At 66.4% G+C, this 15,735-nt stretch carries 9 protein-coding genes and 1 pseudogene; 6 read left to right on the top strand and 4 right to left on the bottom strand.

What is annotated here, in order from left to right:
• The first annotated feature begins 60 nt into the window (after positions 1 to 60).
• Entirely contained in the window at positions 61 to 1,344 is a 1,284-nt protein-coding gene (locus O6X71_RS17845; RefSeq protein ID WP_056051630.1) for a glycoside hydrolase family 130 protein, read from the top strand.
• A gap of 297 nt (positions 1,345 to 1,641) precedes the next feature.
• Here O6X71_RS17845 and O6X71_RS17840 read toward each other — a convergent pair whose 3' ends face one another.
• Together O6X71_RS17840 and O6X71_RS17835 are read right to left on the bottom strand one after the other, a co-directional pair.
• A complete protein-coding gene (locus O6X71_RS17840) occupies positions 1,642 to 3,615 on the bottom strand; it encodes an OPT family oligopeptide transporter (protein WP_353467079.1) in 1,974 nt (657 codons plus the stop codon).
• Positions 3,616 to 3,776: 161 nt separating this feature from the next.
• The gene (locus O6X71_RS17835; RefSeq protein ID WP_353467078.1) at positions 3,777 to 5,018 is read right to left on the bottom strand and encodes an N-acetylmuramoyl-L-alanine amidase; all 1,242 of its coding nucleotides are present in this window, start codon (positions 5,016 to 5,018) and stop codon (positions 3,777 to 3,779) included.
• Between the two features lie 552 nt (positions 5,019 to 5,570).
• On the opposite strand from O6X71_RS17835, the gene O6X71_RS17830 reads away from it, so the two are divergent.
• The 5 genes from O6X71_RS17830 (at position 5,571) to O6X71_RS17810 (ending at position 13,003) form a co-directional block, all read left to right on the top strand.
• Positions 5,571 to 8,525, top strand: a complete 2,955-nt coding sequence (locus tag O6X71_RS17830; protein WP_353467150.1) for an Rne/Rng family ribonuclease — start codon at positions 5,571 to 5,573, stop codon at positions 8,523 to 8,525.
• Between the two features lie 590 nt (positions 8,526 to 9,115).
• A complete protein-coding gene (locus O6X71_RS17825; RefSeq protein WP_107963212.1) occupies positions 9,116 to 10,471 on the top strand; it encodes a M48 family metalloprotease in 1,356 nt (451 codons plus the stop codon).
• Positions 10,468 to 11,178, top strand: coding sequence for a DsbA family protein (locus O6X71_RS17820; RefSeq protein WP_353467077.1), 711 nt, complete (start codon positions 10,468 to 10,470; stop codon positions 11,176 to 11,178). Before O6X71_RS17825 ends, O6X71_RS17820 begins: the two co-directional genes overlap by 4 nt.
• 137 nt (positions 11,179 to 11,315) lie before the next feature.
• Positions 11,316 to 12,245 (top strand): ABC transporter ATP-binding protein, encoded by a 930-nt coding sequence (locus O6X71_RS17815; protein WP_353467076.1) that lies wholly within the window; start codon positions 11,316 to 11,318, stop codon positions 12,243 to 12,245.
• Positions 12,242 to 13,003, top strand: coding sequence for an ABC transporter permease (locus O6X71_RS17810; protein ID WP_353467075.1), 762 nt, complete (start codon positions 12,242 to 12,244; stop codon positions 13,001 to 13,003). Before O6X71_RS17815 ends, O6X71_RS17810 begins: the two co-directional genes overlap by 4 nt.
• A gap of 93 nt (positions 13,004 to 13,096) precedes the next feature.
• Here O6X71_RS17810 and O6X71_RS17805 read toward each other — a convergent pair.
• Positions 13,097 to 14,800: pseudogene (locus O6X71_RS17805) on the bottom strand (CocE/NonD family hydrolase); the annotation flags it as partial.
• Positions 14,801 to 14,979: 179 nt separating this feature from the next.
• Positions 14,980 to 15,711, bottom strand: a complete 732-nt coding sequence (locus O6X71_RS17800) for a CPBP family intramembrane glutamic endopeptidase (protein ID WP_353467074.1) — start codon at positions 15,709 to 15,711, stop codon at positions 14,980 to 14,982.
• Between the last annotated feature and the right edge of the window lie 24 nt (positions 15,712 to 15,735).

The raw sequence follows: 15,735 nt of genomic DNA, 5'->3' as shown, positions 1-15,735 counted from the left end.
GCTAGTGACAGCCTGACAGGCGACGGTGCGCTGAGTGGAACGACGCGGGGCACTGCTACGATGGATCTGTTCAACCACCAGCTGCGGCTGCACGCGGACCCTTCGCGTGTCGTCGTGCGGCCGTTCCATATCGCCTGGGGCGGTCATGGCGGCGCACCGAGCCGCACCGAGCGGCTCGTCGGCGAAGTGCTGGAGATGTCGCCCGCACAGGCGCGCGCGCAGCTCGAGGTCGTGCTGAAGGATTTCGAGGCACGCCACTGGCAGACGCGGCGCGTGTTCATGACGCGCTACGACCAGATCGAGGACATGCTCGGGCTGAACGGCGCGGAGATCGGCGACGAGAAGCGTCAGCTGATCGGCGCCTATTTCTGCCACGAATACAGCTATGCCGCCGCCGCGCTGATGAACCCCAGTGCGGTGCCGCATTTCGATCAGTCGGGCATGCCGCCGGGCTCGATGCGCATTCTCATGAGCCTGCGCGCGGTCGGCGAGGGTCACATCTCGTCGGTGGCGTTCCGCGAGGGCATCATCACCTGCGAAAACCAGATGAAGCTCGCACCCGAGCCGCCGTTCGCGACGGCCACGGATGCGGTCGGCAGCGGCGAGGACGAGATGCCGATCGGCCCCGTCACCGTCTATCGCCACCGCGACAGCACGCTGAGCGGCACGGTGATCTTCCCGATCACGCAGGCGCAGTCGAAGGGCCTCGAGGATCTCCGCATTGTCCGCTTCCAGCACGAAGACGGCGATTACGAGTGGATCGGCACCTATACCGCGTATAATGGCTCGGTGATCCAGTCCGAACTGATGCGCACCCGCGATTTCCGCGCGTTCGACCTCGTGCCGATGACCGGCCCCGCCGCGCGCAACAAGGGCATGGCCCTGTTCCCGCGGAAGGTGAACGGCCAGTACATGATGATCGGCCGTCAGGACGGCGAGAATTTGTTCCTGCTCAAGTCCGACACGCTGACCGACTGGGACGACGGCGAGAAGATCCTGACGCCCGAATATCCGTGGGAGCTGGTGCAGATCGGCAATTGCGGCCCGCCGATCGAGCTCGACGAGGGCTGGCTGCTGCTGACCCACGGGGTCGGCGCGATGCGCAAATACTCGATCGGCGCGGTGCTGCTCGACAAGGACGATCCGTCAAAGGTGATCGGCCGGACGAGCCAGCCGATCCTCGCCGCGAAGGACCAGGACCGCGAGGGGTATGTGCCCAACGTCGTCTACAGCTGCGGGGCGTTGAAGCATGGCGACACGATCTTCATGCCGTACGGAATTGCGGACAGTTCGGTGGGCTTCGCGTTCGTACCGATCAAGGACATGCTTGCTGCGATGAAGTGAGCGGGGGCGTCCCTTCCCCACACTAAGCACCACCCCGGCGAAGGCCGGGGCCCAATTGGGAGACGCAGATAACGGCGAGCTGCGCTCCGTCACTCCCACCTTTCTAATTGGGCCCCGGCCTCCGCCGGGGTGGTAGAGTGGGCTAGGTCCCGACCCAATCTTGTTCTCCCGCGAAGGCGGGAGCCCAGCCTGGATCCCCGCCTTCGCGGGGAAACAAGCTCACTTACCCCCTCTCCCCTCGGGAGAGGGAAGGGGCCCGCCCGGCGCTTGCCGGGTGGGAAGGGTGAGGGCAAGCGACTAGCGCGAAGCCGCCATGGTCCGCCGGTACATCACCCACGTCAGCACCGCGAACAGCAGCGTTCCGCCAATCAGCGCCACGCTAGCAAACCCATCCCCAACCAGCGCCAACGGCGTCTCTTGGTTCGTCAGATAAACGATTCCCGCAAAGCCGACGCCCCACAGCGACTCCCCGACGATCATCCCTGTCGCGGTCAACACACCCATCCGCTTGGCCAGCTCAGGATCCCGAGCCCGGTCCGCCCAACGATCATACGCAAACCCGACGACAGCCCCGATCGTAACCGGCAACGTCACCGACATCGGCAGATACACGCCGAGCCCGACCCCAAGCGGCGGCAACCGCAGCTTCCCCGCCTTGCCAAGCAACTCATCGACCGCGATCACCACCACGCCGGTCAGCGCCCCGTACCCGATCATAGCCCAATTGAGGTTCCCCCCCAGCACGCCCTTCGCGAGCGCCGAGATCAACGCGGCCTGAGGCGCCGCCAGCGCATTCGGCCCCGCCCCCGGCGCCCCTGCGAACCCAAGCGTGCTCCCCAGCAGGTTCAGCACCGGCGGCACCACGATCGACCCAAACACCACGCCGATCAGCAACGCGACCTGCTGCTTCCACGGCGTCGCGCCGACCAGCTGGCCCGTCTTCAGATCCTGCAAATTGTCGTTCGAGATCGTCGCGATCCCGAACACGATCCCCGTTACGATCAACCCGTAGGCGACCAGCGCCTGCGTCGTCCCCGGCTCGACCGCACGGCCGAACCACGACACCAGCAGGATCGACGCCGCGAGGATCGCGAGGATGCCGATCCCCGACACCGGCGAGTTCGACGCGCCGATCAGCCCCGCCATGTACCCGCACACCGCCGCGATCACGAGGCCGATGACGAGGATGAACACCAGGCTGCCCGCGATCAGCCCGATCGCCGACGCTTCCAGCGGCCCGCCCTGAAGCACGGTCCACAGCAGGATGCCGATCGGCACCAGCATCGCGAGCGAGCCGATCCCGACGATCCCGATCGGAATGTCGCGCTCTTCGAGAGCCAGCACTTCGCCACCACGCTTGGCCGCCGACGCCGCCAGCGCCGAACGCACGCCGCCCACCACCGGCCCGGCGATCTTCAACAACGTCCAGATCGCCGCGACACCGATCACGCCTGCACCGAAGAAGCGGACGTCCGAGCGGAACACGGTGTTGGCGATCACCTCGGCGGTCCCGGTGACGCTGCCACCCGAGGTCAGGATCGGCAGCAATATCCACCAGCCGATCACCACCCCCGCGAACATCGCCATGCCGACCGAAATCCCGACCAGATGCCCCGCGCCGAGCAATGCGAACGACAGCCCGCCCGAGATCCCGGTCGCACCCGCGCCGACGCGAAACCACGTCGCGGCCTCGGCGGCGACCAGCTTGGTCTGAGTCAGGATCGCGAAACCGGCCGAGACGACGGCATTGGCGACGATGATGCTCAGCCCGCGCGCGCTCTCCTCGCCGCCTTCACGACTGCCCGCACCGACCTTCAGCACTTCGGCGGCCGCGCGGCCTTCCGGATACGGCAGCACGGTGTCGACGACGAGAGCGCGGCGCAGCGGCACCGAGAACAGCACGCCGAGCACGCCGCCGAACATCGTGATCGCCGCGGTGGTGAAGAACGGAAAGCCCTGCCACCAGCCGATCATCACCAGGCCCGGCAACACGAAGATGATCGCCGCGAGCGTGCCGGCGGCGGACGCGATCGTCTGGACGATGTTGTTCTCGAGGATCGTCGAATCCTTGAACAGCTGCAGCACAGCCATCGAGATCACCGCAGCCGGGATCGACGTCGCGAACGTCAGCCCGATCTTGAGCCCGAGATACACGTTGGCCGCGGTGAACAGCAGCGTGATGATCCCGCCGAGCACGATCCCGCGAAACGTCAGTTCGCGCATGCTGGTCTCGGGGCCCGTGTCGGTTACGCCCCGCGTCGCGTCGGTCATCTGGTCAGCCTCAAAGCAATTCGGGCGACTTGTGACATGATGTGCGGCGTGAGGAAACCGTATCGACCGCCAGAAGCATGTTCTCCCGCGAAGGCGGGAGTCCAGTCTGGGCTCCCGCCTTCGCGGGAGAACAAGGAGGAGCGAGCAACCCCTCCCCTAACTTACCGAACTGCCATCCGCCGCGCGAAATGCACCTCGACCGCGCGCGTCACGCTCTCCGCGATCCGGTGCCGCCCCTCTTCGCTATCCAGGAACGCCGCGTCCTGCGGGTTCGAAATATACCCCGTCTCGAACAGGATCGACGGCATGTCCGGCGCCTTCAGCACCATCAGCGACGCCATCCGGTGGAAGTTCGCCTTCAGCGGCATCAACGGCCGGGCCTCCCGCCCGAGCAGCCGCGCGAACGTCGCCGAGGCGTTCATCGTCTCGCGCTGCGTCAGGTCGATCAGGATCGACGACACGTCCGCAGGCGCCTCGCCGAGGTTCACCCCCGAGATCACGTCCGCCTTGTTCTCGCGCGCCGCCAGCCGCGCCGCTTCCTTGTCCGAAGCCACCTCAGACAACGTGTACGCCGTCGCCCCGGTCGCGTTCTCGGAACCCGTGCTGTCACAGTGGATCGAGATGAACAGGTCACCCTTCAGCCGCCGCGCGACCCCATACCGCTCGCGTAGAATCAGATAGCGGTCGTCGTTCCGCGTCAGCGCCACGCGGACGCGCCCAGACGCCAGCAACTCGTCGCGGATCGCCTTTGCGACCTTCAGCGTCACATCTTTCTCGCGCAGTCCGTTCGGCCCGATCGCGCCGGGATCGACACCGCCGTGCCCCGCATCGATCACCACCAGCGGCCGCGTATCGTCGCCCTGCACGCGTGGCAGTTTCATGCCCCGCGCCTTGGGCGGCACCGGCACCGAGACTTTGTACTTCGGCCGCGACGCCGCCCCGAAATTGAACGGGAAGAAGTTCAGCGGCCCGGCGATCCCGGCTTCCGCGAACTGGTCGTAATCGACCGTGCGCAACGCCAGCGTCAGCTCGCGGCCATCGGAGTCGAACCCGCCGTCGGTCACGATCGCCGGCTCGGCCAGATCGAACACCATCCGCATCCCCGACCGACCACTGCGCATCTGCGTGACGCCGGTCACCAGACCGCGCCCCAAGACATCCCGCCCCGGCGTAGCGCCCGACACGTCGACCGCGATCTGGCGCGGCCCCGTCAGCACGCGGCTGGCGGCATCGCCGACTGCCTCGTCGAAGCGGATGACGATCCGCCCGTCCCTGATCGCGACGCTCTGCACGGTCGCCGCCCAGGCGGGGACGCTCGCCAGCCAGCCGGCGATGAGGGCGATGACCGTCAACACCTCGCGTCCTTGCCGTGCGGTCCTGCCGCCGGTCCAGCGAAAACCCATGCTACACCCCTTTGATCGATACATCCGATCTCTGTGAGCGAGCGATAGCGCCTCGCATCACAAGACGCGGTTGCGCAGTGCGGTTAATTTGCCGTTTGCCATGTATTTGCCGGCAAGGCTCTGCCGCCCCGGCAAGTCTGCGCCTCGCTGCCCCTAATTCGAGCCGAAACGCCCGCGAAAGCGTCGGTTCCGGGGCCAGTTGCGAGATCGGGTATGCAGTGCTAGTCCTGTCGTACAGCCGTGTGTCGCCTAGTTTCTACCAGCGATGCGCCGGTCTTCACGCCCGCCTGCGGATCCTCGCCGGCGCGGCACTTCAGGTTGACGCTCGAATGACGCATTCCCCCCGCCCCGCACTCCGACCGGCCTTCGCCGACGGACTCGCGGTCGTGCGGGCGCCGCAGGGAGAGTTCCCGCGGCATGCACTTCGCGCAGAGGCAGTTTCGCATACCTTCCGCGAGTCCGGGCGTCCGTGCCCGACCGCACCACCATCAAGCGCGCGACGGCTGCCGACAGGCCCGGCGCGCGCGCGGAGAATCTATAATGACAACGCGCATGCTGATCGACGCACGCCACCGGGAAGAGACCCGGATCGCAGTCGTCAAAGGTAACCGGATCGAGGAATTCGATTTCGAGAGTGCCGAACGCAAGCAGCTCAAGGGCAATATCTACCTCGCCAAGGTCACGCGGGTCGAGCCGTCGCTCCAGGCGGCGTTCATCGATTACGGCGGCAATCGCCACGGTTTCCTCGCGTTCAGCGAGATCCACCCCGATTACTACCAGATCCCCAAGGAAGATCGCGACGCGCTGCTCCGTGAGGAAGCCGAGCATGCCGCCGAGGAAGCCGCACTTCGCGCCGACTACGATTCGGACGAAGACGAGGGTGACGACGAGGACGACATCGAGCGCTTCGAGGACGATGGCGGGGTAGATCCCGACGTTGCCGAGGAACTCGAAGGCGGCGAAGCGGGTGACGCCCCCCGTCGCAAGCGCAAGCCGAGCGCCGACGACGCGGCGGTCGAGGACCTGCGCGAGCGTCGCATGAACCTGCGCCGCCGCTACAAGATCCAGGACGTGATCCATCGCCGCCAGGTGCTGCTCGTCCAGGTCGTCAAGGAAGAGCGCGGCAACAAGGGCGCGGCGCTGACCACGTACCTGAGCCTCGCCGGCCGCTACTGCGTGCTGATGCCGAACACGTCGCACGGCGGCGGCATCTCGCGGAAGATCAGTAACGCGGGCGATCGCAAGCGTCTCAAGACGATCATGGCCGACATGCAGTTGCCGCCATCGATGGGCTGCATCGTCCGCACCGCGGGCCTCCAGCGCTCGAAGGTCGAGATCAAGCGCGACTTTGATTACCTCGCCCGCCTCTGGGACGGCATCCGCGAAGCCACGCTCAAGGCGTCGGCCCCCGCGCTCGTGTACGGCGACAGCGACCTGATCAAGCGCGCGATCCGCGACATCTACAACAAGGAAATCGAAGAGGTCATCGTCGAGGGCGAGGACGGCTATCGCCAGGCGCGTGAATTCATGCGCCTGCTGATGCCGACGCACGCGCGGCGCATCAAGCATTACGCCGACCCCGTGCCGCTGTTCCAGCGCGCTGGCGTCGAGGATCAGCTTGCCGCGATGTACCACCCCGTCGTCCAGCTGAAGTCGGGCGGCTACCTGGTCATCAACCCGACCGAGGCGCTCGTCTCGATCGACATCAACTCGGGCCGGTCGACGCGCGAACATTCGATCGAGCAGACCGCGACTGCGACCAATCTCGAGGCCGCACAGGAAATCGGCCGCCAGCTTCGCCTGCGCGATATGGCCGGGCTCGTCGTCATCGACTTCATCGACATGGATAACAATTCCAACGTCCGTAAGGTCGAAAAGGCGATGAAGGAGGCGCTCAAGAACGATCGCGCGCGCATCCAGATCGGTCGCATCTCGTCGTTCGGCCTCATGGAAATGAGCCGCCAGCGCCTGCGCACCGGCGTGCTCGAAGCGTCGACCCGCGCCTGCCCGCATTGCGAGGGCACCGGCCTCGTTCGCACCGCATCGTCGTCGGGCATCTCCGCATTGCGCCTCATCGAGGACGAAGCGGCACGTGGTCGCGGCTCGCTGCTCACCCTGCGCGCGAGCCAGGAAGCCGCGGTCTACATCCTCAACCGCAAGCGCGCCGACATCGCCGAGATCGAGGATCGCTACGGCGTGATCGTCGAGATCATCCCCGGCCAGGACGAGGAAGGCGCGCACATGACGGTCGAGGCCAGCGGCCCGCCGCCCGCGCACGCCCCGAAGTTCGTCCAGATCATCGAGGAAGACGAGGACGACCTCCCCGAGGAGATCGAGGACGAGATCGAAGAAGAGGAAGTCGAGGAAGCCGAAGCCGAGCAGCCGCGTCGTCGTGAGGGGGGTCGTGAACCGCGCGAAGGTAACGGCGAGCAGCGTGCGCCCCGTGAGGCTCGCGATGCGGATGGTGAAGGCGGCAAGAAGCGTCGTCGTCGTCGCGGTCGTCGCGGTCGTGCACGTCCCGGTGAGGAAGGTGCGGCAGAGGGCGTCAACGAGGACGGCACGTTCGAGGACGCCGACACCAACGTCGAGGAGATCGACGAGGTCGAGGGCGACATCGTCGAAGTCGGCGGTGGCGAAATGGTCTCGGCTGGTACGCCATCCGAGCAGGCTAACGGCGCAGAGGGCGAAGGCCGTCGTCGTCGCGGTCGTCGGGGACGTCGTGGCGGTCGCCGCAACGAGCAGGGCGCCGAGAACGGCCAGTCGGTCGCCGTCAGCAGCGTCGACGACGCCCAACTGATCGCCGAGGCGCCTGAGCCGGAAGCGTATGAGCCGGTCGAGTCGACCTATGCCGAGCCGCCTTACGAGCCGGCATTCGAGCCCGCCGTCGAGGAAGCCCCAGTGGCCGAAGTCGCCGAGGGTCCGAAGATGCGCCGTCGTCCGCGTGCCCGTGCGGCAGCCGCAGCGGCGAACATCGCCGAGGCGGTGGCCGATGCAGCCCCCAAGGCGCCTCGTGGCCGCAAGCCACGCGCCCTCGAGGCGGAAGCCGAGACGGTTGCACCGGAGCCAGTGGTTCCGGCGCCGATCGCTCCGGAGCCTGTCGCGGCCGAGCCCGCTGCACCGAAGCCCGGTCGTCGCCGTCGCGAGGCGGTTGCGGAGGCGACGATGGACGAGGTGAGCGCAACGCCCGCCGAGACCATCGAAGCGTCGGCGCCCAAGCCCAAGCGTGCGCGCCGCAAGGCGTCGGACGCGGTGGTCGAAGCTCCAGCGGTTGAAGAGGCGGTCGTCGAGGAAGCCCCCGTCAAGGTCGCCAAGCCCCGCGGTCGTCCGCGGAAAGCAGCCGTGGTCGATGCCGGCGATGCCGCCCCGACCAGCGAGCCGCTCGCCGAGCCGATCGCGACCACGCCGCCCAAGGCCGAAGTCCAGCCCCAGGACGTCGCGACTTCGGACACCAACGACGACCCCGACGGCGCCCCCCGCCGCGGCTGGTGGCAGCGCACCTTCGGCTAACGCTGGACGCTGCGACTAAAGAAACGGGCGCGACCGAAAGGCCGCGCCCGTTTTCGTTTGTAGGGAAGCGCGGAAGCTACCGGTGAGACGCTCCATCCGACAAAAGTATGTTTCCCCGCGAAGGCGGGGACCCAGACTGGGCTCCCGCCTTCGCGGGAGAACAAGGAAGCGGGGGCGGTGCGAGTTTGTGTTCCAGCGCCTTCGTGAGACACGCCGAACTACCCCCACTCAACACCACCCCGGCGAAGGCCAGGGCCCAATTGGAAAGGTGGCAATAACGAAGCGCCACCCTCAGTTAGCCCGGCCCCCCAATTGGACCCCGGCCTCCGCCGGGGCGGTGCCCTGATAGCCAGCGAGGAAATCAATCGCCAGGGAAGTGGCTGACAGCCGGCGCAGCAACCTCTTAAGGCGTGCCCCCCCGCAAACCCCTGTCCTACACACCCAAACCCTGCTCCCCTCCCCCAATGCCACCCACACGCCCACCAACCGCAAAACCGCTCCCAGCGTCTGCACTTCCTATACTTCACTCCACCGCACGCCCGGCCGCACGACCATTGCCCCCCCGCCCCCAATCGACGATACCCCGTAATATGAAGCGCCTAGTAGCCGCCGCAGCCACCGCCCTCCTCCTCTGGACGACGCCCCTCCAGGCCCAGTCGATCCTCCGCGACGCCGAGACCGAAACCATGTTCGCGGAGATGTCGAACCCGCTGATCAAGGCGGCCGGACTTTCGACGCGCGACGTGAAGGTCGTCCTCATCAACGACGAATCGATCAACGCGTTCGTCGCCGGCGGGCAGACCGTCTATGTCCACTCAGGGCTCATCCAGGCCGCCGACAACGCCAACGAAGTCCAGGGCGTCATCGCGCACGAACTCGGCCACATCGCCGACGGCCACGTCGTCCTCGCCGATCGCGGCACCAAGCCGGCAATGGGCATGTACCTGCTCTCGATGGTCCTCGGCCTCGCCGCGATGGCGGCCGGCAGCGGCGAGGCAGGCGCCGGCATCATGGCGGCAGGCCAGCAGGCGGCGATGGGCAGCTACCTCTCGTTCAGCCGCGTCCAGGAATCGACCGCCGACGCCACCGGCGCCAAGTTCCTCCGCGAGGCGAACGTCTCCGGCCGCGGCATGCTGAGCTTCTTCAAGAAACTGCAGCAGCAGGAATACCGCTTCGGCACCGCCAACATCGATCCCTTCATGCAGTCGCATCCGCTCTCGGGCGAGCGCGTCGCGACACTGACCGCCGACCTCCAAGCCTCGCCCGCCTGGGCCAACAAGCCCGACGCCGCGCTGGAGGAACGCTTCCGCCGCGTGAAGGCCAAGCTCGCCGGCTACGTCATGCCCGCCGACCAGACGCTGCAGGCCTACCCGCCCAGCAACCAGTCGATCTACGCCCACTACGCCCGCGCCTACGCGTATCACAAAGCTGGCTACCCCGACAAAGCCGACGCCGAAGCCAACGCACTTGTGAAGGCCGAGCCCACCGATCCGTATTTCCTCGAGATCAAGGGGCAGATTTTGCTCGAAGCGGGCAAGCCGACCGAGTCGCTCGTGCCCCTGCGCGAAGCCACGGAGGGTTCGCGCAACAACCCGCTGATCGCCACCACCTTCGGCCACGCGCTGATCGCGACCGAAAACAAGGCGAACTACCCCGAGGCCACCAGGGTCCTGCGCACCGCGGTAGGCCGCGACGACCAGAACCCGTTCGCCTGGATGCAGCTCGGCACCGTCTACGAACTGACCGGCGATACCGCGCGCGCCGCGCTCGCCACCGCCGAGCGCGCGAGCATGGGCGGCGACATGCGCACCGCCTCGGCGAGCGCGCAATATGCCCTCGCGAACATCCCGGCGAACACGACCGACTGGATCCGCGCGCAGGATATCGCGATGGCCGCGCAGAACGAGATGGACGACAATCCCAAGCAGTATAAGCGCCGCAAATGAGCAAACTTACATTCCCGGCGATCGCGGTCGCGGGCGCCGTCATCGGAGGCCTCACGGTCTGGGGCTTTGACCGCCAGGCCGGCGGAGTCGAGCGTGCGCAGGTCGAATCGATCGTCCACGACTATGTCCTGGCGCACCCCGAGATTCTCCCCGAGGCGATGGAGAAACTGCGCGATCGCGAGTCCGGCAAGACCGTCACCGCCAACCGCGACGCGATCGTCACGCCGTTCGGCAGCGCCTGGGCCGGCAACCCCAAGGGCGACGTCACGCTCGTCGAGTATTTCGACTATAATTGCGGATACTGCCGCGCGAGCCTGCCGATGATCGCCAAGCTGATCGCCGCCGACCCCAAGGTCCGCGTCGTCTTCCGCGAACTCCCGATCCTCAGCGCCGAAAGCCGCATCGCCGCCCGCGCGAGCCTCGCCGCCGCGCAACAAGGCAAGTTCGCCACCTTCCACGACGCACTCTACGCCGGCGGCCCCGTCAGCGACGCCTCGATCGCCGCGGCGGCGAGCAAGGCGGGAGTGGACACCACGCAGGCGAGCTTCACCAAGACCGCCGACGTGGAAATTGCCAAGAACATGGAAACAGCGGCCAAACTCGGCATGACCGGTACACCAAGCTGGGTGGTCGGCGACCGAGTCCTGTCCGGCGCGTTGCCGCTCGAAGACCTCCAGAAAGCGGTAGCAGCAGCCCGCGCCGGCTAACCTCCCCCCTCCTTGTTTCCCCGCGAAGGCGGGGACCCAGTCTGGGCTCCCGCCTCCGCGGGAGAAGAAGAAGGCGTGGGAAGGCCTATCATTCACGTCCCGCCACCCCCATCTTCCCCTCACAAAAAGGGGTGCCAATGACCGAACCGATCCTGTCCATCGCGGGCGTCACCAAGACCTACAAGAGCGGCACCACAGCCCTCCACCCCGTCGACCTCGACATCCAGAAAGGCGAGATCTTCGCGCTCCTCGGCCCCAACGGCGCCGGCAAGACGACGCTCATCAGCATCATCTGCGGCATAGTCACGCCGTCCGCCGGCACGATCAAGGTCGCCGGCTACGACGCGATCCGCGACTATAAGCAGGCGCGCAGCCGCATCGGCCTCGTCCCGCAGGAACTCAACGTCGACATGTTCGAGACGGTGCTCGCCACCGTCACCTTCAGCCGCCGCCTGTTCGGCCGCTCGGGCCACAGCGCGTACATCGAACAGGTGCTCCGCGACCTCTCGCTCTGGGACAAGCGCGACGCGAAGATCCGCGAGCTCTCCGGCGGGATGAAACGCCGCGTCCTCATCGCCAAGGCGCTCGCGCACGAACCCGAGATCCTGTTCCTCGACGAGCCCACCGCAGGCGTCGACGTCGCATTGCGCCGCGACATGTGGAAGCTAGTCCACCGCCTGCGCGAAGGCGGCACGACGATCATCCTGACGACGCATTACATCGAGGAAGCCGAGGAAATGGCCGACCGCGTCGGGGTCATCAACAAGGGCAAGCTGCTCCTCGTCGACGACAAGGCGTCGCTGATGAAGAAGCTCGGCAAGCGCGAACTCGACATCGCGCTCCAGGACCCGATGACGGCGCTTCCCCCGGAACTCGCCGACTGGGACCTGTCGCTGGAAGACGACGGCAAACGCCTGCGCTACGTATTCGACGCACAGGCCGACCATACCGGAATCCCGTCGCTGCTCCGCAAACTCAGCGAACTCGGCATCGGCTTCAAGGATCTCGAAACCAGCAAATCGAGCCTCGAAGACATCTTCGTCGATCTCGTCGGAGAACGCGCATGAACACGCACGGTATATGGGCGATCTACCGCTTCGAAATGGCGCGCGCTCTGCGCACCCTTTGGCAGAGCCTCGTCACGCCCGTCCTCACCACCTCGCTGTATTTCATCGTCTTCGGCGGTGCGATCGGCAGCCGCATGCAGCAGGTCGGCGGCGTCGGCTATGGCAGCTTCATCGTCCCCGGCCTGATCATGCTATCACTGCTCACGCAGAGCATCTCGAACGCGTCGATCGGCATCTACTTCCCCAAATTCACCGGCACGATCTACGAGCTGTTGTCGGCGCCCGTCTCGGCGATGGAGATGGTGATCGGCTATGTCGGCGCGGCGACCACCAAGTCGGTGATCCTCGGGCTGATCATCCTCGCCACCGCATCGTTCTTCGTACCGCTGCGGATCGAGCACCCGTTCGCGATGATCGCGTTCCTGATCCTGACCGCGGTCGCGTTCAGCCTGTTCGGGTTCATCATCGGCGTCTGGGCCAACGGCTTCGAGCAGCTGAACTTCGTCCCCGCGCTGCTGATCACCCCGCTGACCTTCCTCGGCGGCGCGTTTTATTCGATCGACATGCTGCCCCAGCCCTGGCGCACGTTCAGCCTCTTCAACCCGGTCGTGTATCTGGTGAGCGGCTTCCGCTGGAGCTTCTTCGGGGTAGGCGACGTCGCGGTCGGGGTAAGCCTCGCGGTGACCGCCGGCTTCCTCGCGGTATGCCTGTTGGTGATCGCGTGCATCTTCAAGACCGGCTGGCGGATGAAGAACTGACGTAGGAAGTATGTTTCCCCGCGAAGGCGGGGACCCAGTCTGGGCTCCCGCCTTCGCGGGAGAACAAGCCTTGTAACGCATAACTGGCAACGTCACCCGCGAGCCCGCGCAGACCTTCTGCGTCGCCTTCACGTAATCGCCCGGTTTCGCCCGCGCGATATTCGGCACGAACGACTGCGGGTTGCGGTCGATCATCGGGAACCAGCTCGACTGGATCTGCACCATGATCCGGTGCCCCGCCTTGAAGACATGGTCGTGGTCGCGGAGCGGCACGTCCCACGCGACCACCTTGCCCGGCACCAACGGCTGCGGCGTCGTATCGCTTGCCAGGAAACGCCCGCGTCGCACATCCATCGCGATCGGCAACTGATACCCGTTCAACGTCTTCGCGTAATCGCCAGGCCGGGCCTGGGACTTGTCGAACGACTCGGTATCGTCGGGCAGCACATCGATCAGCTTCACCACGAAATCGCTGTCCGTCCCGCTGGTCGACGCCTGCAACGTCGCCGACAGCGCCCCCGTCACGGTCAGGTCCGTGGTCAACGGCTCCGACACATACCTCAGCACATCGGGCCGGTGATCGACGAAGCGCTGGTCGTCCGCCTCCCACCACGCCCAATCCGGGCTGGCATACGTCGCCGACATCGGTCGCCGGCGGAACGGCACCGGGTTCGCCGGATCGGACACGTAATCACGACACCCCTCGCCAGCCGCAGGCGCGGTGAACGACAGGCTCCCGTCAGCATGCAGATACAGCTCGGTCGTCTTCGCGCCCGTCGGAGGCCAGGCGGCATAGGTCTTCCACACGTTAGACCCCGACTGGAACATCTTCGCCGCAAAGTCCGGCCGCACGCCGCTGCCGTGCAGCCAGTATGCGAAGAACGGTGCCTGGATCTGCTCCTGGAATTGCGTGCCGCTCGCCGTCCCAAGCGGGATCGGCCCGAGATGATCCGCCACGCCCTGCCACCCGCCGTGCCGCCACGGCCCCGCCACCATCTGCGCCAGATGGTTCGGATCGTTGCGCTTCTGACGCGCGTAGATCTGCCACGAACCCCAAGGATCCTCCTGATCCCAGAACCCGGCGACATTCAGCGTCGGCACCGTCGTCTTGCCGAGCGCATCGGTCCAGCGTTGCGCAGTATAGAACGTATCATGATTGGGGTGATCGAGCAGCGCCGTGAACATCGGCACGCGCCCCTTGAACACGGTCCGGTCGATCGCCTCCGCCGAGCCGGCCTTCAGGAAATAATCGTAGGTATCGCTCGGATACGCAAAGTCGGAATTCTTCGTCTTGTCGAGTTGCAGCGACGACACCCAGTCGGTCGCATAGCTCCATCGTAGCGCGCCGTTGCGGTGGAGATCGTCCGACTGCCAGTAATCGATCCACGCCGCCTGCGGAGACACCGCCTTCAGCGCCGGATGCGGGTTCGCCAGCGCGACGGCGGCTGCGAAACCGGGGTATGACACGCCCCACATGCCGACCTTGCCAGTGTTGGCGGGGACGTTCTTCACCAGCCAGCCGACGGTGTCGTACGCGTCCGTGGCCTCGTCGACCGCTTTGGGATCGCCGGGGTGGACCGCGGTCGACAGCGTGAACACCCCGTCCGACTTGAACCGCCCACGCATCGACTGGAAGACGAAGACATAGCCATCCTTCATCAACGGTGCGAAGCGATCGGCAGTGGGAAACGGCGCATCGGGCACGCCGTAGGGCGTTCGCTGGAGCAGGATCGGCAGCGGCCCGGTCATCCCGCGCGGCCGCATGATCACCGTCTGCAACTTCGCCCCGTCGCGCATCGGCACCATCACCTCTTCGAAGGTAAAGGGGGATTGGGTCGCGGCTTGTGGCGCGGTCTGCGCGAGCGTGGCGGCCGGGACAGCGGCGGTGACCGCAAGCGCGAGCAGGAGGGCGTGGCGCGACATGGAATTCCCCTTCATGAACCGTGTCGCGATTGGACGAACCCGCGCCTGCGAAGTCAAGCCGCGCGCCACGCTCCGGTCAGTATCGGGCGCAATACCAGCGAGTTGAGATCGATCAGCGCGTGCAGGACCATCGCGAGCCACAGCTCGCCGGTCATCAGATAGACCGCCGCCATCAGCGCGCCGACCAGCGTGGTCGCAATCACGCCCGCCCGCCCCTGATACAGATGCATCGCGCCGAACGCCGCCACCGCAACGCCGAATGCCACGAACGCATTGCCGCTGACGATCGCGACCAGCAGCGGCAGAAACAGGCGGAACGCGAGCTCCTCGGACACCCCCGCCGCGATCGACATGGCCGCGGCATGCGCAATCTCAGGCCGGTTGCGCGGGAGCAGCGAGCCGACATTGCCGACAGTCTTGAGGATGCGCCAGTTGCCCCGCGTCGCGAGCACCGCGCCGATGATCAGGCCACCGAGCGCGCTGCCGCCGATCATGCCGAGCAGTTCCACGCGGCTGTAGCCTTCGAAACTGGGAAGGAGCGTGCGGAGGGCGTCGAACTCGGGCGGCATGGTGACGAGCGCGTCGAGGCGGCCGAGCAGGGCCAGTCCGATCACCGCCGGCAGGAGGAAGCCGATCGCGGCCTTGGCGATCCACAGGCGGTAGGTCTTCTGGCGCGAGGCTGTGTCGGAGAGGCGCTTGATCCGGCGGTAGCCGAGCAGGTCGCCCTTGAGGAACCAGACGAGGCTCATGATCGTGACGAGGAGGAGGACGTTGGGAAGGATCATGCCGACACTTCCACCTCCCCCCTT

It is taken from the genome of Sphingomonas faeni (assembly GCF_040407505.1).
GTDB classification, from domain to species: Bacteria; Pseudomonadota; Alphaproteobacteria; order Sphingomonadales; family Sphingomonadaceae; genus Sphingomonas; species Sphingomonas faeni_E.
Note: the sequence above shows the minus strand (reverse complement) of the source record. Positions and strands in the feature narration are given on the sequence as shown.